The organism is Bradyrhizobium sp. YCK136 (assembly GCF_044570075.1).
GTDB lineage: Bacteria > Pseudomonadota > Alphaproteobacteria > Rhizobiales > Xanthobacteraceae > Bradyrhizobium > Bradyrhizobium diazoefficiens.
Window position 1 is genome coordinate 7,250,800 of record NZ_CP172424.1, and the last position, 23,532, is coordinate 7,274,331.

Genomic DNA, 23,532 nt, shown 5'->3' on the forward strand with positions numbered 1-23,532 from the left:
AAGGATCGATCGCGCCGGAACTCGGTTGGTGACGATCCCGGGTGAAGGTCGGCAGGAACATGACAAATCAACAACAATCGGCCGCCGCGAGCAGCGACCTCGATCTCCTTGATCGCTACTGGCGCGCCGCCAACTACCTCTCCGTCGGGCAGATCTACCTGCTCGACAACCCCCTGCTGCGCGAACCGCTGCGGGCCGAGCACATCAAGCCGCGTTTGCTCGGCCATTGGGGCACGACGCCCGGCTTGAACTTCATCTATGCCCATCTCAACCGCGTCATCCGCGCGCTGGACCTCAACGTGCTCTATGTCTGCGGTCCCGGCCATGGCGGGCCGGGCATGGTCGCCAACACTTATCTCGAAGGCAGCTACAGCGAGATCTATCCTAACATCGCGCGCGATGCGGACGGATTGCGCAAGCTGTTCCGGCAGTTCTCCTTCCCCGGCGGCATCCCGAGCCACGCCGCGCCGGAGACGCCCGGCTCGATCCACGAAGGCGGCGAGCTCGGCTACGCGCTGGTGCACGCCTATGGCGCGGCGCTCGACAATCCCGACCTGGTCGTCGCCTGCGTCGTCGGCGACGGCGAGGCCGAGACCGGCCCGCTCGCGGCGTCCTGGCACTCCAACAAGTTCCTGAACCCGGCGCATGACGGCGCGGTGCTGCCGATCCTGCACCTCAACGGCTACAAGATTGCCAACCCGACCGTGCTCGGGCGGATGCCTGACAGCGAGATCCGCGATCTCTTCCGCGGGTTCGGCCACGAGCCCCTGTTCGTCGAGGGCGACGATCCCAAATTGATGCACCGGATCATGGCGGATGCGCTCGACGTCGCATTCGCCAGCATCCGCTCGATCCAGCAGCACGCCCGCGACGGGCGCAAAAACGTCGAGCGGCCACGCTGGCCGATGATCGTGCTGCGCAGCCCGAAGGGCTGGACCGGTCCGAAGGAAGTCGACGGCAAGAAGGTCGAAGGCTTTTGGCGCGCGCATCAGGTGCCGGTCGCAAGCTGCCGCGAGAACCCTGCGCATCTGAAGGTGCTCGAAGACTGGATGCGCAGCTACGAGCCGGAGAAACTGTTCGACGCGAGCGGCGCGCTCGTCCCCGAGCTCCAGGCGCTGGCACCCGAGGGCAATCGCCGCATGGGCGCCAATCCGCATGCCAATGGCGGGGTGCTGAAGAAGGAGCTGAAGCTGCCGGACTTCCGCAGCTTTGCCGTCGAAGTGCCGCAGCCCGGCGCCGTCACGGGAGAAGCGACGCGCGAGCTCGGCAAATTTTTGCGCGACGTCATCCGCCTCAATGCGCAAGAGCGCAACTTTCGCATCATGGGTCCGGACGAGACGGCGTCAAACCGGCTAGATGCGGTGTTCGAGACGACCGAACGTGTCTGGATGGAGCCGATCGAGCCTTACGACGTGCATCTCGCGCAGGACGGCCGCGTGATGGAGGTGTTGAGCGAGCATCTCTGCCAGGGCTGGTTGGAGGGCTATCTGCTCACCGGTCGCCACGGCTTCTTCTCCTGCTACGAGGCCTTCATCCACATCGTGGATTCCATGTTCAACCAGCACGCCAAATGGCTGAAGGTGACGCGGCACCTGCCGTGGCGGCGTCCGATCGCCTCGCTCAATTATCTGTTGACCTCGCATGTCTGGCGCCAGGACCATAACGGCTTCAGCCATCAGGACCCCGGCTTCGTCGACCTCGTCGCCAACAAGAAGGCCGACATCGTTCGCATCTACTTCCCGCCCGATGCCAACACGCTGCTGTGGATCGCCGATCATTGCCTGCGGACGTACAACCGCATCAACGTGATCGTCGCCGGCAAGCAGCCGGCGCCGCAATGGCTGTCGATGCAGGACGCCGCCACGCATTGCGATGTCGGCATCGGCATCTGGACCTGGGCGGGCACGGAAGACGCGGGTGGCGAGCCCGATGTGGTGATGGCCTGTGCCGGCGACGTGCCGACATTGGAGACGCTTGCCGCCGTCGACCTGCTGCGCAAGGCGCTGCCGGATCTGAAGATCCGCGTCGTCAACGTCGTCGACCTGATGACGCTGCAGCCGCAGGACCAGCATCCGCACGGCCTGTCCGACCGCGACTTCGACAGCCTGTTCACGCGCGACAAGCCGGTGATCTTCGCCTATCACGGCTATCCCCATCTGATCCACCGGCTGACCTATAACCGCACCAACCATGCCGGCCTGCATGTGCGCGGCTTCGCCGAGGAAGGCACCACGACGACGCCGTTCGACATGGTCGTGCTCAACGAGCTCGACCGCTACCACCTTGCGATCGAGGCGATCGAACGCGTGCCGGGTCTTGCGACCAGGGCCGCGCAGGTGAAGCAGCAGCTCCGCGACAAGCTGATCGAGCACTCACGTTACGTGCGCGAGCACGGCGAGGACATGCCCGATATCCGCGACTGGGTCTGGCCGGGCAAGCCGGGCTGACGCCATGCCGGTGCCAGAGGCGGTTCTCGTCCTCAACTCGGGCTCGTCGAGCATCAAGTTCGGCCTGTTCGAGATCTCGACAGCAGAGCCCGCGCTGCTCTGCAAGGGCCTGCTCGACGAGCACGAGGCCAGGCCCCGGCTCGTCGTGAAAGGCCCCGCGGGCGAAGACCTGTTCGAGAAGCGGCGGGACGAGGCCGATGCCGACGGCGGCCACCTGTTCGCCGACGCGCTCGCCTTCATCGACGACCGGTTCGGCCAAGACAGCTTGCGCGCAGTCGGCCACCGTATCGTCCACGGCGGGCCGGATCATTCAGGCCCGGTCGAATTGACGGACGATATCACCGCGAAGCTGGAGGCCCTGACGCCGCTGGCGCCGCTGCACCAGCCGCGCTGCCTCGCGCCGGTCCGCACCCTCTCCGCGATCCGTCCCGCGCTGCCACAGATCGCCTGCTTCGACACCGCCTTCCATCACGGACTTGCACCGCCTGCGAGCCGTTTCGCGATTCCGAGGCGCTATGAAGGACGCGGCGTCCGGCGCTACGGCTTTCACGGACTGTCGTTCGAATATGTCGCGGGCCGCCTCGCGGGAATCGCGCCGCAGCTCGTTGCGAAGCGCACCGTCATCGCGCATCTCGGCAATGGCGCAAGTCTCTGCGCACTCCGCAACGGCCGCAGTATCGACACCACGATGGGACTGACGCCGCTCGACGGCCTCGTGATGGGCACGCGAAGCGGCACGATCGACCCCGGCGTGCTGCTCTATCTGCAACAGCACGAGGGGATGTCGGTCGAAGACGTCCAGCACCTGCTCTATCACGAGTCGGGCCTGCTCGGCGTCTCCGGCATGTCGGCGGACATGCGCACGCTGCTTGCGAGCCGCGAGGCTGCGGCACGGGACGCGATCGATCTCTTCACCTTCCGTGCAGCGCAGGAGATCGCGATGATGGCGACCACGCTTCAGGGGCTGGACTGTCTGGCCTTCACCGGCGGCATCGGCGAGCATGCCAGCGAGATCCGCAGCGCGATCGGCGAGCGTCTCGCCTGGCTCGGCGTGCGCATCGATGCAGCGGCGAATAGCGAGGGACGCGAGCGGATCGGCACCGGCGACAGTGCGGTCGATATTTTCATCATTCCCACCAACGAAGAGATCACGATCGCGCGCCATTGCGCCGCGCTGCTGCGCGAACGACACGCTGCGTGACGGTTTTATGAATGATCTGTCGCAATGAGGCCGTCGCAACTTCGCGGCATAAGGACGGCATCAACCGTTGCGCGGACAGACCATGAAAACCCAGATCATCGAAGAACTCGGACAGGGCGACATCCTGTTGCCCGCGCTGGTGGCGGAAGGGCTTGCCGCCAATGACCGAATCAAAGTGCGGATGAGTGCGCTCCAGGCGGCGGCTCGGAATGCGCAAGATCCCGATCGTCCCGCCAGCGAGCTTGCGGTCGAGAGTCACGCCGCCGGCATTGCACCAGCCGCGATCGCAACGCTGATCGGCGGCGCCCATCTGGTCGGACCGTCCCGGCTCGCGGCGCCGAACCTCGCCAAGCTGATGAAGGAGATCCAGGACGACGCTGCGGCCATGATCCGCGCCGTCAGCGCCGGCGCGCCGTCGGACGGCGACAAGGCGAACGCGCGGCTGACGGCGATCCGAAGCGCGGGTCTGCTCGATGCCACCAATGAAATCGATCTTTCCCGCATTGCCCGCCTGACCGGCGTTGCCGAGACGGCCGGCGCCAGCCTCCATCGGCTGGTGATGGATCTGCACAAGGCGCTGAACAAGCTTGCGGCGAACTGTTCGGAGGAAACGCTCGACGGTGCCCATGTGTTCGGACTGCACGGCGAAGATCGCGGCGCGGTGGAGGTCTTCATGAAAGGCCTGAACCAGACGCGAAGGCTGAAGTTCAACCACCCCGGTCTCGACACCATGGCGACCCGCTCGGGCGGCCGGCTGCTGATCCAGAACGACATCGGCACCACGGACGCCCATGTGGTGGTGATCGCGGTCAAGAAGAACGCGGTCACTGTCACCTACACCGACGTACATCTGGCGCGGGCAAAATTCTTCATCTCGCTGTTCGACAAGTTCGAGGCGAGTTGGAGCGGGCTCGACCGCCACACCGCCGCGGGCCTCGGCGAAGACAATTCATTCTATCTCGTCACCGGCCAGTATCAGCCGGCTCACGCCGCGGATCGCAACGAATTCCTCGCGGCCGTGGGCGCCGCGCTGGTGTTCCTGATCGACTGGAACAAGGCGCGCAAGCTGCTGCGGACCTGGGTTGCCAAGGACGACGCCACACGAATCCTGGAATGGGCGGCGCGACAGCGGATCGGCCATCGCGGCTTTCTCGAGCTCGGCGGCAACGAGCTGTTGGGGTCGGCGGTGCGCAACGCCGCCCCCGCGCGCATCGGCTTCGGCGAGCGGCTCGACCAGGCGCTCGGCCGCGCCGCCGCGATCGATTTTCTGAAGGCGGCACTGCGCGCCTCCACCGAGGCGCTGCTCGCAGGTCGCTCCGTCAGGACGGTCCGCGACCAGATCGAAGCCGACCTGGTGCGGCATCTGGAGCGCGTTGACGGCACCCTGCTCGCCGCGGTGCTGCGCCAGATCGGACTTGCCCATGATCTTGTTGCGGCGATCTCCCGCCATATTGCGACGCTTCGGGCCGGCCAGCCGGCCGATCGCAAGCTGCTGGCAGTACGCTGCGGCGCGATCGAACAGAAGGCCGATCGCATTGCGCTCGAAACGCGCAAGGAAGTCGACCGGCTCAACGCCCGGCCAACGATCGCCCAGTTGATCGATCGCGCCGAAGAGGCCGTCGACGAACTGGAGCAGGCGGCCTTCATCGCCTCGCTGATGCCGGAGCGAACTGATCCGTCGCTGCTGGCCGCACTCGCCGAACTCTGTGTGGTGGCGATGACCGCGACCGAGGTCGCGGCCAGCGGCGTCGCCGCGGCCACCGACGTGCCGGAAGGGCGGCGCGCCGATTCCGAGGATGCGCTGTCCGCCGTGAGCCGCCTGATCGATGCCGAACATGCCGCGGACGGCCACGAGCGTGCGACGACCGCGCTGGTCTTCGGCGGCGGCTTCGACGTCGCGACCTCGCTCTCGGTGCTCGAGCTTGCCCGCGCCATCGAGCGCGCCACCGACCGTTTCGCCGGCTTCGGGCATCTGTTGCGCCGGCACATCATGATTGATCTCGCAGCCTAGTACCCGGAATCAGAGCTGAGTGATACGGCGGCCTTTGAAACGGCGTTGACGGACCTTTTTCTTGGTCCAGACGAAGGGCTCGGCTCTGTCGTTGTATGCGTTGACGTAGGCATCGATGTGTTCCTGAAGCTGCTTGAGGCTCGTGAAGGAGGTGCCGCTGAGCGACTGCCCCTGCAAGATGGAAAACCATACTTCGACCTGATTGAGCCATGACGCACTTGTCGGCGTGAAATGAAATTGCACGTTGGGGTGGGCCTTGAGCCAGTCCTCGTTCTTTTTATGGGTGTTGAGGTTGTCGAGGATGACGTGAAGCTTGCGGTTCGGAAAAGCCGCGGTGACGCTGTTCATGAAATCGAGAAACTCGACGCGGCGCCGGCGTTTTGAATGGGTCGCGATGATCTTTCCGGTGGCGACTTCGAGCGCCGCAAACAATGTTGTGGTGCCATGCCGCTTGTAATCGTGGCTTTGGCCGGTCAAGGCGCGGCCATTGGGCAACTTCAGATAACCCTGCGCTCGCTCCAAAGCCTGGATCGAGGGCTTCTCGTCCACGCACAGCACAATGGCCTTCGCCGGCGGCGCGACATAGAGGCCGACAACATCGGCGGCTTTGGCCGTAAAGTTCGGGTCGTTGCTCTCGCACCAGGACTTGCGAGCCACCAGGTCAATCTTGTGGCTGCGCAGGAACCGCCAGACATATTGGACATCGACATCGCCCAGCGCCTCGGCCAGCAGGGGGCCGGTCCAGCGCGCAAACCCTTGCGGTGGCGGCTTATCCAGCAGCTTCAGAATCCGCTTGTCGGTCGTCTTCGTATAGATCGGCTGCTTGCCAGGCCGCGGCTTGTCTTGCAGCCCTTCAAGGCCATGGTCGGCATAGCGATGCCGCCAAAGGCTGACAATCCGCGGCTGGACCCCAACTTCCTTGGCGATCGACCGGGTGCTGCGCCCATCCGCCGCCAACAGAACTATCCGCGCCCGCTTCAAATCGCGCTGCAACGTCACCGGTGAGCGACAGCACGCCTCAAGCACCTTGCGATCTTTCCTCGAAAGGTGGACTTCTCTTGCTTCGGGTATCATCCCGACCTTGAATCACGACTCACGTTCCAAGAAAAGTGGGTTAGGGGGAAGCACCATGCATATCGTGCGTATCGGCGCCGAGGCGACCGAACTGCGTCCCGCCGAGGAGATCGGCGCCAAGGCCGCCAACCTAGCCCGGATGGCGGCGCTGGGCCTGCCGGTGCCGCCGGCTTTCGTGCTGCCGGTCAAGCTCTGCGCCGACATCATCGCGGGGCACGCGCATGCGGAGCGTCATCTGAGCGACGGGCTCAAGGAAGGAATTGCCTTCCTGGAGAGCGCGACCGGAAGGCGGTTCGGCGACCGGCGGCTGCCGCTGCTGGTCTCGGTGCGCTCGGGCGCCGCCCGATCGATGCCGGGCATGCTCGACACCGTGCTCAATGTCGGCTGCACGTCGGATGCCGTGCACGGCCTGATCCGTGCGACCGGCCGGCCGCGGCTCGCCTGGGACTGCCGGCGGCGCTTCCTGGAGAGCTTTGGCGAGACGGTACTCGGGCTGGATGCCGCCGCATTCGCGGCCCGCATCTCGGAACTGGTCGAGGCCGAAGGTGCCGAGAACGATCGCGCGCTCGACAGCGAAGCGCTGGAGCGGCTTGCCGGCGACGAACAGTCGCTGGTCGAGGATCACGCCGATGGGTGGCTCGAGGATGCGGTCGCGCAGCTCGAGGCCGCGGCGCAAGCCGTCTACCGGTCCTGGACGAGCGAGCGGGCGAAGACCTATCGGAAACTCCAGCAACTCGAAGGGCTCCAGGGCACCGCCGTCACGGTGCAGGCGATGGTGTTCGGCAATGGCGGGCTGGCATCGGGTGCCGGCGTGGCCTTCTCGCGCGATCCTTCGACCGGCGCACCGCGCCCGATGATCGATCTCGTGCTCGATGCGCAGGGCGAGGACGTCGTGTCCGGGCGCCGCTCCCCCGACGCCGAGGATGCGATCGTGCGCGCACTGCCGCGGACCGAGGCCGAGCTTGGCGATATCCTGAAGCGGCTCGAGCGTGAATTTTGCGACGTGCAGGACGTCGAGTTCACCGTCGAGGATGGCAGGCTGTGGATCCTCCAGACGCGCGCGGCCAAGCGAACGCCGCGTGCGGCGGTCAGGATCGCGATCGACCTCGTGCATGAGGGGCTGATCACGCAGGACGAGGCGCTGGAGCGGATCGCCGGGATCGACCTCGCCTCGCTCGCCGCGACCGCACTGGTCTGCGCGGGCGAGCCGGCGGCGATCGGCATCGGCGCGTCCGGGGGCATCGGCGTCGGCCGCGCGGTCTTCGACGCCGAAAGCGCCCAGCGCCTGTCGGCCACAGGCGATCCGGTCATCCTGCTGCGTCCCGATACCAGCACCGCGGACGTCGCAGGCTTCGCGGTGGCGGCCGGCATCGTCACGGCGGTCGGCGCGCGGACCTCGCATGCGGCGCTGGTGGCGCGGCAGATGGGCAAGCCCTGCGTGGTCGGCTGTCACGCGCTGAAGATCGATCCTGTCGCGCGGCAGGCCCAGCTTGCCGACGCGACATTGTCGGAGGGCGACTGGATCACGATCGAGGGCGATGCGGGACAACTCTATCTCGGACGCTGCCGCACGGTGGAGACGCGCCCCGACGCCGAACTCGCCGAGATCGCGAAATGGCAATCGCAGGCCGGCGACCTCGATCCGCCGGCACGCGCCGCCGCGGCTCAGTGAATGCCGGCGAAGATCTGGATACACCCGATCGCGACCTCGATCAGGATCAGCACCACCACGGCGATCTCGAGACGCAACGAGCGCTCGGTGTCGATGATGTCTGTCAGCGCATTGGCCGTCTCGGACACGGCGGTGAGCTTGCGCTCGAGCGTGTCGAGGCGCTCCTTCAATTCGTACTCGTCTTCGAGGCGGGCATAGAGCCGGTCGAGCTCGGGCTTCTCCCAGAGCACGTCGGGCTTCTCGGCGACGGCGACGCGGCCGGCGACGCGCTGCTGCACCAGCAGCGCGTTGCCGATCAGTTGCAGAATGGCCCTGCGCCGGCGCGGCGTGCGGCCGCGCTCGGCGAGCTCGCGCGCGAACGGCTCGATGACGTCGAACACGGCCGCGACACGCCGTTCGTCGCGCGCCAGCGACGTGCTCTTGGCGAGCGCGTCGGCAACCAGAAGCAACCGGTCGTCGGAGAATTTGGCGAGGCAGATCGGCCCGCCCGGCTGGATCACCTCGGCGTTCTCGTCGTTGCAGAGCTGCGCCTGCGCGGTCTCTTCCTCATAGGGGCTGAGCTCGCCGATCACGCGCGGCTTCAGGCTGTCGATCAGCACCTTCTCCTCCGAAGGCAACAGGCCGATCAGCACCACGACGCCGTAGCGGAAGATCACGGCAAGGCCGGCATGGACGCGGAAGGCGGCCGGCGTCGACGACACCAGCGCGCCGAGCTCGAGGCCCGAAGCATTGATGCGGTCGCCCAGCATCAGCGCCCGGACCCGCAAGGTCGGCGCGGCGGCCGGCCTGGGAGATGTCGACGGCGCGCTAACAGCAAGTTGATCGGCAGTCATACGAAGCCCTCTTCAGCACAATGGATTGCCTGCTTTTCCCGTTCCCGGGCGTCGTTCCACTCGCATCCTCCTCTCGTAGGATTGCGATCCGCCTGCGTGGCGCGCAATATCGGAACGAAACTCCGGGTTAATACGGTCAAGACAAAGCTGCGCCGAAATATTCAGCAACATTGCCATCCCGCGCGGGACATCTTTGGATGCGATGGCTCTGGCAGTTTACCATCGAACGGCGGAGCCCCCGCCGAAAAGTTGCACTCGGCATTGCCGCGTGTTTATGACAACATCATAACAAGTTACGCTTCTCCCGAAGTGCGGACATCGAAGCCTCAACCATGCTGAGCGTCATCATTCCGACCGAGGGCGTCGAGCAGACGGCGGTCGCAACTCTGGCCGCGCTGGTCCCCGGCGCCGCCGCGGGCATCGTCCGGGAAGTGCTCCTGGTCGACGGCACCCGCAACGGCGTCATCGAGCGCGTGGCCGACGTCGCCGGCTGCCGTTTCATCGGCTTCGAGGGATCCTCGCAGGGCGCGGCGCTGGCCGCCGGTGCGCTCCAGGCCCGGTCGGCCTGGCTGATGTTCCTGCCCGCAGGCGCGGTGCTGGAAACCGGCTGGATCGAGGAGACCACCCAATTCATCCAGGCCGTCGCGAGCAGCGGCCGGGACCGCGCGGCGGTGTTCCGCTACGCCCGCTCGCCCTACGCCGACACCGGATTTCGCGACATGCTCCGCGCCGTGGCCCGCAAGCTGGTCGGCCCGCTCGGCGATCAGGGACTTTTGATCGCGCGTGACCATTACGACCGGATCGGCGGCTACCCGCCCCAGGCCCGCCGCTCCGAGGCGCGGCTGCTGCGCCGGCTCGGCCGCTCGTCCCGGACCATGCTGCGCAGCCGGATCGTCATGGTCGGCTGAAGCCACTTCGTACTCACTCTTGATACTTGCCAAAGTCAAATAATTGCTTGACAATGGCAAGTGTTGAGGTGACCCATGCCATCAAGCCCTCTGCCATCAAGCTCGTCGTCATCAAGCGCTGCGGCCGGACAGGTCGCCGACGACCAGGTTCAGGCGGTCCGCGCCTTCAACCGCTTCTACACCCACAAGCTCGGCGTTCTCGACCAGCAGCTCCTGAAGAGCCCGTTCTCGCTGAGCGAGGCGCGCGTGCTCTACGAGCTCGCCCATGGAGGCGAGCAATCGGCCAAGGAGATCGGCATCGCGCTCGGGCTCGACGCCGGCTATCTCAGCCGCATCGTGCAGAATTTCGACGAGAGCGGCCTGATCGCGCGCAAGCCGCTTGCCAGCGACCGCCGGCAGGTTCAGCTCAGCCTGACCGCAAAGGGCCGCCAGGCCTTCGCCAAGCTGGAGCGCTCGTCCCAGGAAGACGTCGCCGCGATGCTGCGGCCGCTGCCGGACGAGGAGCGCAGGCGGCTCACCGGAGCGATGGAGACGATCGAGCGGCTGCTCGCTTTGCCGCGCGCGCCGGCGCCGCGCGCGATCCTGCGCGATCCCCGCCCCGGCGACATGGGCTGGGTGGTGCAGAGCCACGGCGCGCTCTATGCCGGCGAATACGGCTTCGATTCCGGCTTCGAGGCGCTGGTGGCCGAGATCGTCGCCAAATACATGACCTCCTACGATGCCTCGCGCGAGCGCTGCTGGATCGCCGACATCGAGGGCCGCCCGGTCGGCTCGGTGTTCCTGGTGAAGGCCAGCGACGACGTCGCCAAGCTGCGGCTGCTGCTGCTCGACCCCGCCGCACGCGGACAGGGTCTCGGCCAGCGGCTGGTCGCCGAATGCGTGTCGTTCGCACGGGCCTGCGGCTATCGGCGGATGACACTGTGGACGCAGAGCAATCTCACAGCCGCGCGAAAAATCTATCAGGATGCCGGCTTCAAGCTGGTCGCCACCGAGCCGCACCGCAGCTTCGGCCAGAACCTCGTCGGCGAAACCTGGGAGCGCGATCTCTGATGCACCAGCGGCACCAATCCGCGCACCGCATCACCGGAGAGCTCGTCGATCTCTACAAGCGCCGGGCGCGACGCCTGCACGCGGAGGCGTGCCGGCAGATGTGGCTGATGGTGTGGAGTTCGCTGACCAGCAAATTCTAGTCGAGAACGAGTGTCGCAAAGAGCGAGATGCGCATCGCTATGCCCTCGCCCCTTGTGGGAGAGGGCAGCGACGCCGGTAGACGCGGGCTCAGATGGGTGAGGGGTATGTCTCCGCGAGCACAGGTCTCCGCGGAGGGAACCCCTCATCCGGCGCTTCGCGCCACCTTCTCCCACAAGGGGGAGAAGGGAAGAAAGCGTCAACGCCGGCAACTACACCGTCGCGCCTTGCGCCTTCGGCCGGCGCAGATGCTCGTCGAGGCGCGGCATGATCTCGACGAAATTGCAGGGGCGCGTGCGGTAGTCGAGCTGAGCGGCGAGAATGCCGTCCCAGCCGTCGCGGCAGGCGCCGGGAGAGCCGGGCAGGCAGAAGATGTAGGTTGCCCCGGCAACGCCCGCGGTGGCGCGGCTCTGGATCGTCGAGGTGCCGATCTTGGCGTGGCTCAGCATGTGGAATGCGATCGAGAAACCGTCCATGCGTTTCTCGAACAAGGGCTCGATCGCCTCCGGCGTGACGTCGCGCCCGGTGAAGCCGGTGCCGCCGGTGGTGATGACGACGTCGACGCCGCGATCTGCAATCCAGCGGCGGATGACGGCGCGGATCGCCTCGACGTCGTCGGTGACGATCTCGCGCGCGGCAAGATGATGGCCCGCGCCGGTGAGGCGGTCGGCCAGCGTCTGGCCGGACTTGTCGTCGGCGAGCGCGCGCGTGTCGGAGACGGTCAGCACCGCGATGTTGAGCGGGATGAACTGTTTTGCTTCGTCGATCGAGGCCACGACTTCACTCCTGTTTCCCCGGCCACCGCCGTCATCCCCGGACGAACGCATTTGCGTTCGCTCGGGAGGTGCGCGCTCGTGCGGCGCAAGGGCACCGCAAGGGCGCACCTCGAAGGATGGGCCGGGAGCTCGCCATCCTTCGAGGCTCGCCGAAGAGGCGAGCACCTCAGGATGACGCCACTACTCCTGCATTCCCGGATGCGCAATTGGGCATCATAGTTCGTGCTGCGCTACGTCCGGGGCACGAAGTCCAGTGTACTACGACCCGCCGCCGAACGTGTTGCAGGCCTGGACCGTGCCCTGCTGGTAGCCGGTCATGAACCATTGCTTGCGCTGCGCGGCCGAGCCATGGGTGAAGGAATCGGGCACGACGCGTCCGGTGGCCTGACGCTGGAGCGTGTCGTCGCCGATCGCACTGGCCGTGGTCAGCGCGGCGTCGATGTCGCCGGCTTCCAGGAAGTTCGGACGCTTCTTCGCCTCGCGGTTGACCCAGACGCCGGACAGACAGTCCGCCTGCAACTCCACCTTGACCTGGAGCGCGTTGGCCTCGGCCTTGCTGCCGGCCTGCTGCTGAAGCCGCGTCACGCGCGGAATGATGCCGAGCAGGTTCTGGATGTGGTGGCCGGCTTCATGCGCGATGATGTAGGCGGTGGTGAAATTGCAAGCCGACTTGCCGGAGCAGCCGCGGAAGCGCGTCTCGACCTCGCGGAAGAAGCCGGTGTCGAGGAAGATGGTGCGATCCGGCGGACAGTAGAACGGGCCCATCGCCGACTGCGCCATGCCGCAGCGGCCGCCATTGGTGGCGTTGCGGAACAGCACGATCTTCGGACCGGTGTAGGACTGGCCGCTGGCCTGGAAGATCTCGCTCCAGCGGTCGTCGATCTCGCCGAGGATGCCGGAGATCATGCTGCCCATCTCGTCGGTCGGCGCGCCGCGCTTGGCCGACGTCGACTGGCGATCGGTCTGGTAGCTCGGCGCCTGGCCGCCGCCGGTGAGGATCTCGGCGCCGCCGATCAGGATGCGCGGATCGATGCCGAAGGCGTAGCCGATCAGGCCGAGCACGATGATGGTGCCGATGCCGAGCCCGCCGCCGCCCATGGGCAGGCCGAACCCGCCGCCTCCGCCGCCGCCAAACCCGCCGCCGCCTTCGTCGCGACGATCCTCGATGTCGTCGCTGCGGCGGAAATCATCGTAGCGCATGGCGGGCTTCCCTTAAGTCCTTGATGGCGTCAATTGGGCGCAAATGCGACAAAGCTCAACGCGCCACATACGTAAAATTTCCGTTGCCTTTATCAATATCCCGCTCGGCAATTATTGCCTAGTGCGGCAGCATGCCGATGCCAGCAATTTTTTCCGAGAGAAATTTGGAGTCGTTTCGCAGCTCCAGCTGCTCCCGCAGCGCGAAGAAACGAGAAATACACTGTAAAACTCGGCGAATGCGAACAGCGAACCACGCACGACACGCGATGCGAGGCCTGCACACGAAAGCGGCGGATTAAGTCGATTTTTACTTTGCCCCTTCAATGTAACGGTCAGTCGGTTGTTTGGTCCCGCGTCGCCGACAGCGTCGCCTGAGTCAGAGTTCTTGAGTCATGGTAGAGTCGCGTCGCGGGGCGTCTGCAAGGGCGCCCCGCACAAATTTTGAGTCTTCGTCGCATCGCATCATCCTCGGTGATTGCGTCGCCGAGATGTCGAAGCTTCAGGCTGGTTCGGTCGATCTGGTGTTCGCAGATCCGCCGTACAATCTCCAGCTCAAGGGCGATCTGAAGCGCCCCGACGAATCCCATGTCGATGCCGTCAACGACGACTGGGACAAGTTCGATTCATTCTCCGCCTATGACGATTTCACCCGCGCCTGGCTGCTTGCCGCCCGCCGCGCGATGAAGCCGTCGGCGACGATCTGGGTGATCGGCTCCTATCACAACATCTTCCGCGTCGGCGCGATCATGCAGGACCTCGGTTTCTGGCTCCTGAACGACATCGTCTGGCGCAAGACCAACCCGATGCCGAACTTCCGCGGCCGCCGCTTCACCAACGCGCACGAGACCATGATCTGGGCCGCGCGCGACGAGAAGGCCAAGGGCTACACCTTCAACTACGAAGCGCTGAAGGCCGCCAACGAGGACGTGCAGGCACGTTCCGACTGGCTGATCCCGCTCTGCACCGGCGAGGAGCGCCTCAAGGGCGCCGACGGCAAGAAAGTGCATCCGACGCAGAAGCCGGAAGGCCTGCTCGCGCGCGTGCTGCTGTCGTCATCGAAGCCCGGCGATCTCGTGATCGACCCCTTCAACGGCACCGGCACCACCGGCGCCGTCGCCAAACGTCTCGGCCGCTCCTATATCGGCTTCGAGCGCGACAAGACCTACGCCAAGGCCGCCGAGGCCCGCATCGCCGCGGTCGAGCCGCTGCCGGAGGCAAGCCTTGCCCCGTTCATGACCGCGCGCGAGGCGCCGCGGGTCGCGTTCTCCGAGCTGATCGAGCGCGGCATGATCATGCCCGGCACGAAGCTGTTCGACGCCAAGAAGAAGCTCGGCGCCCTGGTCCGCGCCGACGGCGCCATCATGTTCGGCGACAAGGTCGGCTCGATCCACCGCATCGGCGCGGTGGCGCAGGGCGCGCAGGCCTGCAACGGCTGGACCTTCTGGCATGTCGAGACCAAGAAGGGTCTCAAGCTGATCGACGAGCTCCGCGCCGAGATCCGCTCCGGCATGGCGGCGGAGTAGTCCTCCCTCTCCTCCGTCATTCCGGGGCTCGCGAAGCGAGAACCCGGAATCCATCGAACCGAAGCACACGCCGCCCAATGGACTCTCAGATGCGCAATTGCGCATCATAGCTCGCGCCAAGAGGCGCGCCCCGGAGTGACAGCGGTGGTTGAAAGCCAGCGGAACCAGGACTAGATTCGACCGATCAGCCCCGTCCTGACCGGTTGGCTCTCATGCGACGACAGTCCGAGACCTTGCTGCTGGTGCCGCTGCTGCCGATCTTCCTGCTCGGCATGTTTCCGATGTTCCTGATCGCGCTGCTGGGATTTTTCGGCCTCGCTCTGTTCGGCGTGCTCGTGGTCTGCGTCGGACTCGCCAGCAGCAACGAGGCGCACGACGATTTCAATCACGACGTCATCGTGCACGGCTACTCGCGCGGATCGGAGCGATCGGCACGGGCCTCCGACATGCATCTTGCCGCGCGGCTCGGGCTGCGGCTGGAAGCCGTCGGCGCCGGGATGATTATTACGGCGGCGATCGGCCTTTGTTACGTCGGCTGATCTGCGCGGCGCGCAGGTACCGCCCGGCAAACTCGCCGGTTGCCCTCCCCGACGAGCTTCAGGCAAGACAGGCCGGCCCCGCGGCAATGACGCTGCGTTCACTCTCGGCAAGAAACACTGGGGAGATGTGTGATGCTCAAATTCTATTTCAACGGTTCGCCGAACCCGACCAAGGTCGCGCTTTATCTCGAAGAGTCCGGCCTTCCTTTCGAGCCGGTGAAGATCGACACCCGCAAGGGCGAGCAGTTCACGCCGGAGTTCCTCAAGATCAATCCGAACGGCAAGGTGCCGGCGATCGACGACGGCGGCACGATCGTGTTCGACTCGAACGCCATCCTGCTCTATCTCGCCGAGAAAACCGGAAAATTCCTGCCCGCCGCGTCGTTGCGCGGCGAGACGCTGTCATGGCTGATGTTCATCGCCACCGGCGTCGGCCCGTATTCGGGCCAGGCCGTGCACTTCAAGCATTTCGCGCCGAAGGATCAGAACCACGACTACGCCCATAACCGCTATCAGTACGAGACCGATCGCCACTACAAGATTCTCGACGGCCACCTCAAAGACCACCGCTACATGGTCGGCGACAGCTATTCGATCGTCGACATGGCGCTGTGGGGCTGGGCGCGGATGGTGCCATTCAAGCTCGGCGACGACGCCTTTGCACGATATCCGAACGTAAAGCGCCTGGTCGACGAGATCTCGGCGCGCCCTGCGGCTGTGCGCGCGATCGGGCTCAAGGACAAGTTCACCTTCAAGGCCGAGATGGACGACGAAGCGCGCGCCAACATGTTCAAGCACATGATGACCAAGGTCGCCTGATCGCGCCACGCCTTCAACCCGGGTCCACGCGCATGCGCGTGGACCTTTGCTTTTGAAACGCCCGCGCCGATCAGGCGGCGTGGACCGAGTTCAGGAACCTGGCGACCTCCTGCTTCAGCCGATTGCTGTCGGCTGACAGCGAGCGCGCCGCCGAGAGCACCTGCGAGGAGGCCGAGCCAGTCTCGGAAGCGCCGCGCTGCACGTCGCCGATATTGGTCGAGACGCGCTGGGTGCCGTGAGCCGCCTGCTGGACGTTGCGGGAGATTTCCTGCGTCGCCGCGCCCTGCTGTTCGACGGCCGCGGCAACCGTCGAGGAGATTTCCGACAGCCGCTCGATGGTGCCGCTGATCTCCCTGATGGCGCCGACGGATTGCTCGGTAGCGGCCTGGATGTTGGAAATCTGCTGGCCGATCTCACCGGTCGCCTTCGCGGTCTGCTCAGCCAGCGCCTTGACCTCGGAGGCGACCACGGCAAAGCCGCGGCCGGCCTCGCCCGCGCGCGCCGCCTCGATGGTGGCGTTCAGCGCCAGCAGATTGGTCTGGCCGGCGATGGTGCTGATCAGCTCGACCACGTCGCCGATGCGGGCGGCCGCCTTGGAGAGCTCGCCGACCCGATCGTTGGTCCTGCTCGCCTGCCCGACCGCCTCGCTGGCGATGCGGGCGGATTCCTGCACCTGGCGGGCGATCTCGCCGACAGAGGAGGAGAGCTCTTCGGTCGCGGAGGCAACCGCCTGTACGTTGGCCGAGGCCTCTTGAGAGGCGCTGGCGACCTCCGTGGACAGGTCCTGGGCCCGCGAGGCGGTCGTGGTCAACGTGCCGGCCGAGGCCTCCAATTCGTTCGACGCCGACGACACGGTGTCGACGATCTCGCCGACCGCACGTTCGAACTGGTTGGCCAGATTTCTCATGTCGGCCTTGCGGCCCTCCGCCTGCCGCGCCTCGACCTCGACCTGCTCGTGACGCAGGCGCTCGGTCTCGACCATGCTCTCCTTGAACACCTGGATCGCCTTGGCCATGTCGCCGATCTCGTCGCGATTGCCACGGCCCGGAATCTCGACCTCGAGATTGCCACCGGCGAGGGCTCCCATCGCCCGGGTCATCGTGGTCAGCGGTCCGACGATGCTGCGCGCGATCAGGAAGGCGACGAGGCTGCCGAACAGGATCGCAAGGCCGCCGGCGACTTCCTGGATCCAGGTCGTATTGGCAATGACGCCATCGGCGGCCGCGCGCGACTTCTGGTAGTCGGCCTTCAATCCGGTCTCCGCCACCTTGAGCTTGTCGACGCTTTCGCCGATCAGGGGAGCGATACTGTTGCGGTAGATTTCATCGGCCTGGAGGATTGCGGCGGAGGTCGTCTCGAACGCCGCCTTGTAGGCCGAAAGCGAGCTCTTGATCGGTCCGAACGCGGCCTTGACCTCGTTCGGCAGACCGGCCCCCTCCAGTGACTTGAGCGCTTGCTGCGCCCGATCGACATTGGTCCTGAAGGTCGCCGGCCCCTTTGCGTCCCGGACGGCGAGGAAGCGCCAGTTTGCGACACGAACCAGCAGGATCTTGGATTCGAGATCGGCGACGGGGGCGGTCACGCTGGTATCGCCGGTTTCACGCGCGGCGTCGACGAGCTTGCCGGTGTTGGCGGTCAGCTCATCGCCGCCGGCGAGCAGAACAGCCTTGCCTTTCGCCGTCTCGTTGACCGCAGCGCCCATGCGCTCGCGCAGGGACTTCATCTTTTCGACGTCACCGATCAGGCCATTGTAGATCTTGAGCCGCTCCTCGGAGACCGTCGACTTGGCCGCGTCCTTCAGCAGCTCCACCGTCGCCCCCTCCCGCTCCGCAGCCTCCTTGAAGGCCGGCTCGTTGGCGTCATAGATGTAGCGGAGATTGGCGCGCCGCAGCGCCTGGAGGTTGATCGAGATTTCCTGGACGCGGGCCGTGTTGTCCGAGAGTGCGGATAGCCGCGCCATCTGGCCCTGGACCGCCCACAAATTCCAGATCGCGACCGCGGCCATGATCAAGCCAACGACAACGAGAACCGAAAATCCGGCGTAGAGACGCCCCCGGATTCTGAAACGCAAGCTCGGCATCTTCACCGTCCATCCATAGCAAGAGAGATGGAGCAACCGAACGACTCCCCGACGTCGCAGCGGCCCCCCGCCCAGCCGCAATCACCTTTCGGAGATTCGCGCTGCACCGCGACACCATGAAGAATACTTCTTAATTCAATGCTGCATTTGCCACGCGTCGACTACGGAGGATCGCACGAAAGAATGCCCGCGGAGATGGCGGGCACCGCCAGGTCTGCAATCATCTAAACAGGAATGTGGCAATCGAAACTGTCCGACGCGGTTTGCGCCAGGGCGCAGTGCGAGTCGCACGCCCAGCAAAATTGTATCGACGAATTTATCCGGGCATCGAGCAGCTGCCCGCGCGATCGAGCTGAAGGATCCACCCGCGCCGCGCAGGTCCACGCGCATGCGCGTGGACCTTTGCTCTTGAGACGCCCGCGCCGATCAGGCGGCGTGGACCGAGTTCAGGAACCTGGCGACCTCCTGCTTCAGCCGGTTGCTGTCGGCCGACAGCGAGCGCGCCGCCGAGAGCACCTGCGAGGAGGCCGAACCGGTCTCGGAGGCGCCGCGCTGCACGTCGCCGATATTGGTCGAGACGCGCTGGGTGCCGTGAGCCGCCTGCTGGACGTTGCGGGAGATTTCCTGCGTCGCCGCGCCCTGCTGTTCGACGGCCGCGGCAACCGTCGAGGAGATTTCCGACAGCCGCTCGATGGTGCCGCTGATCTCCCTGATGGCGCCGACGGATTGCTCGGTAGCGGCCTGGATGTTGGAAATCTGCTGGCCGATCTCACCGGTGGCCTTCGCGGTCTGCTCAGCCAGCGCCTTGACCTCGGAGGCGACCACGGCAAAGCCGCGGCCGGCCTCGCCCGCGCGCGCCGCCTCGATGGTGGCGTTCAGCGCCAGCAGATTGGTCTGGCCGGCGATGGTGCTGATCAGCTCGACCACGTCGCCGATGCGGGCGGCGGCCTTGGAGAGCTCGCCGACCCGGTCGTTGGTCCTGCTCGCCTGCCCCACGGCCTCGCTGGCGATGCGGGCGGATTCCTGCACCTGGCGGGCGATCTCCGAAACCGAGGAGGACAGCTCCTCGGTCGCGGAGGCAACCGCCTGTACGTTGGCCGAGGCCTCTTGTGAGGCGCTGGCGACTTCCGTGGACAGGTCCTGGGCCCGCGAGGCGGTCGTGGCCAACGTGCCGGCCGAGGCCTCCAACTCGTTCGATGCCGACGACACGGTGTCGACGATCTCGCCGACCGCCTGCTCGAACTGGTCGGCGAGCCGGACCATGTCTTTCTTGCGGCCCTCGGCCTGCCGCGCCTCGACCTCCACCTGCTCCGCGCGCATGCGCTCGGTGTCGACCATGTTGTTCTTGAACACCTCGATCGCCTTGGCCATGTCGCCGATCTCGTCGGCCTTGCCGCGGCCGGGAATCTCGACCTCGAGATTGCCACCGGCGAGCAGCCCCATCGCGCGCGTCATCGAGGTCAGGGGACCGACGATGCTGCGGGCGATCAGGAAGGCGACGATCAACCCGAACAGAACGGCGAGGCCGCCCGCGATCGCCTGCACGGACGTCGTGCCCTCGATCACGGCTTCGGCGGTGGTACGCGAATCCTTGTAGTCCTTCTTCAGGGTGGTTTCGGCGACCTTGAGCTTGCCGATGCTCTCGACGATGAGCGGGGCGAGGTTCTTGTGATAGATCTCGTCGGCTTGGAGCATCGCGGCCGACGTCGTCTCGAACGCGGATTTGTAGATTCCGAGCGAGGTCTTCACCGGCGCGAGCGTGGCGCGCAATTCCGTCGCCTGCGGGCTCTTTTCGAGCGCCGTGAGCCGCTGCATGGCCCTGTCGACATTCGTCCTGAAGTTGGCCGGCCCCTTGGTGTCGCGCAAGGCCAAGAAACGCCAGTTCGCGATCTGGACGAGAAGGAGCCTGGATTCGAGGTCCGCAACGAGGGCCGCGGTGTCTTCGTCAACGGCTGCGCGCGCCGTATCGACCAGCTTGCCCATCTTGACGGTCAGTTCGTCGCCGCTCGGCAACAGCGTCGCCTTGCCGGTTCGCGCCTCGTTGACGGCGTCGCCGAGATTGTCACGCAGGCTCCGCATCCTGGCGATGTCGGTGATGAGATCTTCGTAGAGCTTACGCCGCTCCTCGGAGGCCGTCCCCTGCGCTCCGACCTTCAACAGCTCGGTCGCCGCGGCTTCCCGTTCAGAAGCTTCCTTCATCGCAGGTTCGCTGGCGTCGTAGATGTAGCGCAGATTGGCCCGCTGGATCGCCTGGAGATGGGTCGAGATCTCCAGAACCCGCGCCGTGCTGTCCGAGAACGCCGAGAGTTTTGCGACCTGATCCTGCACGGCCCGCAAGTTCCAGATGGCGACCACCGCCATCACGAGACCGACCGCCACCAAGGCCATGAAGCCTGCGTACAGGCGTCCCCTGATCCGCAAACGAAATTTCGGCATTCCCACTGTCCACCCAGATGCATGTGAATTCGAGCGGCCGAACGTCCGGCGATCGTCACCGGCCACCTGGCAGCCGTGGGTCGTTGCTCGGCGACCCACGCTGCACCGCGACACAATGGGGGACACTCGTTAATTGAACCTTCTAATCCTTCGCGCGTGCGCGCGAAGGATCGCAGCAGAACTGCTGATTTTATCGGCAGTTGCGCAAGGTTTTGGCGCAAGGCCCGCAGGCGCATGCAGATCGCTGCATGGAGCGTCCCGATGGACATTCGTCAGGCCGCCCCTGCGTCATTTTGCCAAGCGCATTCTCGACCGCTTCCAGCGGGGGCGAGGCAACGCCTTCCGATCTTAACTTCGCCGGCGGGGCTTATGCAGCTCGTACGCAATCTCCGACCGGGTCATCCCGCAGTCCTGCAGCTCCCGCTCGGTCATGGCAGCGAGCTGGCACCGGGCCCGGGACCGCTCCCGCCGGATCCGCATGATCTCCACCAGCGTCCGCCAGGCCCGCACGACCATTGACGGCCGTAACGGACCGGGTCGGTCGGTCGGCGCGACGTCGATCAATCCGGTCAGCTCGCGGCCCTCGCGGGTGTTTGCGGAAACGGGCCGAGCGCCTTCTCGGTCAGGACCGAGTCGCAATATTCCCGGATCTCCTTGATCCTGCCGCCCTCCAGGCGAAACACCAGGCAGTAATCGTTGTCGTAGCGCACGCCTTCCGGCGTGACGTTGTCGCCCTTGGCTTCGACCACGACGATGTCGCCATCGGCGATAAAGCGGTGGGCAACGGTGCGCGTCCGGTCGCGCAGGCGGGTGCGCACATAGCCGTGCAGATCGTTGAGGATCGCTTCCTTGCCGGTGAAGGTGCGCGACCAGGAATACTGGCCGGTCACGACCCATCTGGCATCGTCGGCGAGGCTTGCGGCGAACAGGGCGCGGTCGCGCGCGCCCGGATCGGGGTTGGCGGCGGCGGCGAAAATATCCTGCATCAGTTTCTTGTTGGCGGCAGCGCTCATGGCGGCATCTCCGTGTGGTGGCGTCGGGGAGATCATCGTCCGCCGATCAGCATTCTTCAAATCGATAGCCAATATGATATCTATTCGCCTCATGAATTTGAATTCGCTTGACCTGAACCTCTTGACCGCACTCGACGCGCTGCTGCGCGAAGCCAATGTCAGCCGCGCGGCCATGAGGATCGGCCTGTCACAGCCGGCGACGAGCCACGCGTTGCAACGCCTGCGCGACATCTTCGGCGACCCGCTGCTGGTGCGCACCGGCGCGCGCATGGAGCTGACGCCGCGGGCACAGGCCCTGCGCGCGCCGTTGGCACAGGCGCTCGATCAGGTGCGCGGGCTGTTCGTGCCGGATGAATTCGACGCCGCGCGCAGCGAACGGCAATTCCGCCTGATGATGCCGGATCTCGCGGTCGAGCTGTTGATGCCGCCCTTGATGGAGAAAGTGACGCGGGCCGCGCCCAACGTCCGCATCGATGTCGTGCCGTGGCGGGGGCCTGCGATCTTCCACGCCGAGTTCGCCCGCACCATCGACCTCGTGATCTCGATCGGCAACGCCTTCAAGGGCTTTCACCGCCAGCTGCTCTACACCGACAGCGACGCGCTGGCGGTGCGGCGCGGCCATCCCATGGGAGCCAAGCTGAAGCGGCGCGAGACGTTCCTCGCCGCGCGCCATGTCGGCGTGATCATCCGGGGCAATAGTGAGGATCTGATCGACACCTGGCTGCGAGCCAAGGGCATCGAGCGGCACATTACACTCGTCGTGTCAGGCTATCTCGAAGCGCTGCACGTCGCCGCCCGCACCGACCTTGTCGCCTTCGTGCCGCGCCGGCTGATCGCGGCGCTGTCGAGGCAGCTCGGCCTCGTCACCGTGACCCCACCGCTCGACCCCGGCATCGACGAGCAGTTCATGTTCTATCCGACCCGCGCGCAGATGGATCCGGCTCGATCTGGCTGCGGCGGCTGATGCTGGAGACGGGACGGGAGTTGGAGAAGCGGAGGGCCGAATAGGATGCAGCTTCAACAAGCACGGTGTCGTCCCGGACAAGCGCGCCCCAAGCGCGCGCCGATCCGGGACGACAGGGGAATATACGGCTACGCTCTTACGCCTTCTGCGCGTCCATCACCTTGCGCACGGCAGGCCGTTCCGACATCCGCTTGAAATGATCGGCGATCTTCGGCGTGGCGTTGATGTCGACGCTGTCGCCTTCGAGCCAGGTCGACAGGGTGTAAAGATAGGGATCGCAGATCGTGAACTGATCGCCCATCACCCACGGCCCCCTAAACATCTTCTGCTCGATCAGGGCGAAGCAGGCGCCCATGGTCTTCGGCACCATCGCCTTCATGTCGGCGAACGAGCTCTCCTGTGTCGCCCAGCGCGCGCCGCGCATCTTGTGCGCATGGTTGATGTGCACGGTCGAGCAGAGATAGGAATTGAACGACTGCACCTGGGCGAAGTCGAAGGGATCGTCGAGCGGCGCGAGCTTCGCCTTGGGAAAGGTCTGCGCGATATAGGCCAGCATCGCCGGCGTCTCGGTCAGGACGCCGCGGTCGGTCACCAGCGCGGGCACGCGGCCCTTCGGGTTGATGGCGAGATAGTCCGGGCTGTTCTGCTGATTGTCCTTGAAGCTCAGCCGTTCAGCCGTGTAGTCGGCGCCGGCCTCCTCCAGGGTGATGTAGGTGGCGAGCGCGCAGGTGCCGGTGGCGTAGTAGAGCTTGAGCATGTCGGACCTCATGGGAAAATTGGAAATTAACGACTGTCGGCTCCGAGGTCCATAGCACGACATCCTCTTCGCAGTTGCCCACATCCGCCCG

Annotated in this window: 19 protein-coding genes and 1 pseudogene; 11 read left to right on the top strand and 9 right to left on the bottom strand. The window is 65.6% G+C overall.

All coding sequences use genetic code 11. The annotated features are described in order from the left end of the window. Window positions 1-59 precede the first annotated feature (59 nt). The 3 genes from ACFLEY_RS35070 (at window position 60) to ACFLEY_RS35080 (ending at window position 5,659) form a co-directional block, all read left to right on the top strand. Window positions 60-2,447 carry a phosphoketolase gene (locus tag ACFLEY_RS35070; protein WP_060912958.1) on the top strand — a complete coding sequence of 796 codons (2,388 nt, stop codon included), beginning with the start codon at window positions 60-62 and terminating at the stop codon, window positions 2,445-2,447. 4 nt (window positions 2,448-2,451) lie between these two features. Beyond that, the gene (locus ACFLEY_RS35075) at window positions 2,452-3,648 is read left to right on the top strand and encodes an acetate/propionate family kinase (RefSeq protein WP_060910856.1); all 1,197 of its coding nucleotides are present in this window, start codon (window positions 2,452-2,454) and stop codon (window positions 3,646-3,648) included. 82 nt (window positions 3,649-3,730) lie between these two features. After that, window positions 3,731-5,659 carry a hypothetical protein gene (locus ACFLEY_RS35080; protein ID WP_396604343.1) on the top strand — a complete coding sequence of 643 codons (1,929 nt, stop codon included), beginning with the start codon at window positions 3,731-3,733 and terminating at the stop codon, window positions 5,657-5,659. A 9-nt stretch (window positions 5,660-5,668) separates the two neighbouring features. Here ACFLEY_RS35080 and ACFLEY_RS35085 read toward each other — a convergent pair whose 3' ends face one another. Next, window positions 5,669-6,733, bottom strand: a complete 1,065-nt coding sequence (locus ACFLEY_RS35085) for an IS630-like element ISRj1 family transposase (protein WP_026192128.1) — start codon at window positions 6,731-6,733, stop codon at window positions 5,669-5,671. Window positions 6,734-6,788: 55 nt separating this feature from the next. Here ACFLEY_RS35085 and ACFLEY_RS35090 point away from each other — a divergent pair, with 55 nt between their 5' ends. After that, complete coding sequence (locus ACFLEY_RS35090) at window positions 6,789-8,405, top strand: PEP/pyruvate-binding domain-containing protein (RefSeq protein WP_060910853.1); 1,617 nt, start codon at window positions 6,789-6,791, stop codon at window positions 8,403-8,405. Here ACFLEY_RS35090 and ACFLEY_RS35095 read toward each other — a convergent pair. After that, entirely contained in the window at window positions 8,399-9,238 is an 840-nt protein-coding gene (locus ACFLEY_RS35095) for an RMD1 family protein (protein ID WP_060910852.1), read from the bottom strand. The genes ACFLEY_RS35090 and ACFLEY_RS35095 overlap by 7 nt on opposite strands. Window positions 9,239-9,570: 332 nt before the next feature. Between ACFLEY_RS35095 and ACFLEY_RS35100 the strand changes: the two genes are divergently transcribed. From ACFLEY_RS35100 to ACFLEY_RS35110, 3 genes are all read left to right on the top strand, one after another. After that, complete coding sequence (locus ACFLEY_RS35100) at window positions 9,571-10,146, top strand: glycosyl transferase (RefSeq protein WP_011085300.1); 576 nt, start codon at window positions 9,571-9,573, stop codon at window positions 10,144-10,146. A gap of 75 nt (window positions 10,147-10,221) precedes the next feature. Next, window positions 10,222-11,196 (top strand): helix-turn-helix domain-containing GNAT family N-acetyltransferase, encoded by a 975-nt coding sequence (locus ACFLEY_RS35105; protein WP_011085299.1) that lies wholly within the window; start codon window positions 10,222-10,224, stop codon window positions 11,194-11,196. After that, window positions 11,196-11,336: a hypothetical protein gene (locus ACFLEY_RS35110; RefSeq protein ID WP_156149833.1), complete on the top strand. Its 141-nt coding sequence runs from the start codon at window positions 11,196-11,198 to the stop codon at window positions 11,334-11,336. Before ACFLEY_RS35105 ends, ACFLEY_RS35110 begins: the two co-directional genes overlap by 1 nt. A gap of 210 nt (window positions 11,337-11,546) precedes the next feature. Here the strand turns inward: ACFLEY_RS35110 and moaB are convergent, their stop codons facing one another. Together moaB and ACFLEY_RS35120 are read right to left on the bottom strand one after the other, a co-directional pair. Further along, complete coding sequence (moaB, locus tag ACFLEY_RS35115; RefSeq protein WP_060910851.1) at window positions 11,547-12,110, bottom strand: molybdenum cofactor biosynthesis protein B; 564 nt, start codon at window positions 12,108-12,110, stop codon at window positions 11,547-11,549. A 258-nt stretch (window positions 12,111-12,368) separates the two neighbouring features. Next, window positions 12,369-13,310: a neutral zinc metallopeptidase gene (locus ACFLEY_RS35120; RefSeq protein WP_011085297.1), complete on the bottom strand. Its 942-nt coding sequence runs from the start codon at window positions 13,308-13,310 to the stop codon at window positions 12,369-12,371. A gap of 392 nt (window positions 13,311-13,702) precedes the next feature. Here ACFLEY_RS35120 and ACFLEY_RS35125 point away from each other — a divergent pair, with 392 nt between their 5' ends. The 3 genes from ACFLEY_RS35125 to ACFLEY_RS35135 all read left to right on the top strand — a co-directional run bounded on the left by ACFLEY_RS35125 (window position 13,703) and on the right by ACFLEY_RS35135 (window position 16,191). Beyond that, the gene (locus ACFLEY_RS35125) at window positions 13,703-14,833 is read left to right on the top strand and encodes a site-specific DNA-methyltransferase (protein WP_011085296.1); all 1,131 of its coding nucleotides are present in this window, start codon (window positions 13,703-13,705) and stop codon (window positions 14,831-14,833) included. Between the two features lie 212 nt (window positions 14,834-15,045). Continuing rightward, window positions 15,046-15,372, top strand: coding sequence for a hypothetical protein (locus ACFLEY_RS35130; protein WP_060910850.1), 327 nt, complete (start codon window positions 15,046-15,048; stop codon window positions 15,370-15,372). 132 nt (window positions 15,373-15,504) lie between these two features. Continuing rightward, the gene (locus ACFLEY_RS35135; protein WP_060910849.1) at window positions 15,505-16,191 is read left to right on the top strand and encodes a glutathione S-transferase family protein; all 687 of its coding nucleotides are present in this window, start codon (window positions 15,505-15,507) and stop codon (window positions 16,189-16,191) included. Window positions 16,192-16,261: 70 nt separating this feature from the next. Here the strand turns inward: ACFLEY_RS35135 and ACFLEY_RS35140 are convergent, their stop codons facing one another. From ACFLEY_RS35140 to ACFLEY_RS35155, 4 genes are all read right to left on the bottom strand, one after another. Continuing rightward, window positions 16,262-18,271, bottom strand: a complete 2,010-nt coding sequence (locus tag ACFLEY_RS35140; protein WP_060912957.1) for a methyl-accepting chemotaxis protein — start codon at window positions 18,269-18,271, stop codon at window positions 16,262-16,264. 426 nt (window positions 18,272-18,697) lie between these two features. Beyond that, on the bottom strand, window positions 18,698-20,707 hold the full coding sequence (locus ACFLEY_RS35145) for a methyl-accepting chemotaxis protein (RefSeq protein ID WP_396604344.1): 2,010 nt from the start codon (window positions 20,705-20,707) through the stop codon (window positions 18,698-18,700). A 348-nt stretch (window positions 20,708-21,055) separates the two neighbouring features. Next, window positions 21,056-21,223: a DUF1127 domain-containing protein gene (locus ACFLEY_RS35150; protein ID WP_082757218.1), complete on the bottom strand. Its 168-nt coding sequence runs from the start codon at window positions 21,221-21,223 to the stop codon at window positions 21,056-21,058. Between the two features lie 53 nt (window positions 21,224-21,276). Beyond that, window positions 21,277-21,720 carry a nuclear transport factor 2 family protein gene (locus ACFLEY_RS35155; RefSeq protein ID WP_028175016.1) on the bottom strand — a complete coding sequence of 148 codons (444 nt, stop codon included), beginning with the start codon at window positions 21,718-21,720 and terminating at the stop codon, window positions 21,277-21,279. A gap of 91 nt (window positions 21,721-21,811) precedes the next feature. On the opposite strand from ACFLEY_RS35155, the pseudogene ACFLEY_RS35160 reads away from it, so the two are divergent. Next, window positions 21,812-22,728 (top strand): annotated as a pseudogene (locus ACFLEY_RS35160) (LysR family transcriptional regulator). Window positions 22,729-22,820: 92 nt separating this feature from the next. Here ACFLEY_RS35160 and ACFLEY_RS35165 read toward each other — a convergent pair. Beyond that, window positions 22,821-23,441, bottom strand: coding sequence for a glutathione S-transferase family protein (locus ACFLEY_RS35165; RefSeq protein WP_011085290.1), 621 nt, complete (start codon window positions 23,439-23,441; stop codon window positions 22,821-22,823). Window positions 23,442-23,532 lie beyond the last annotated feature (91 nt).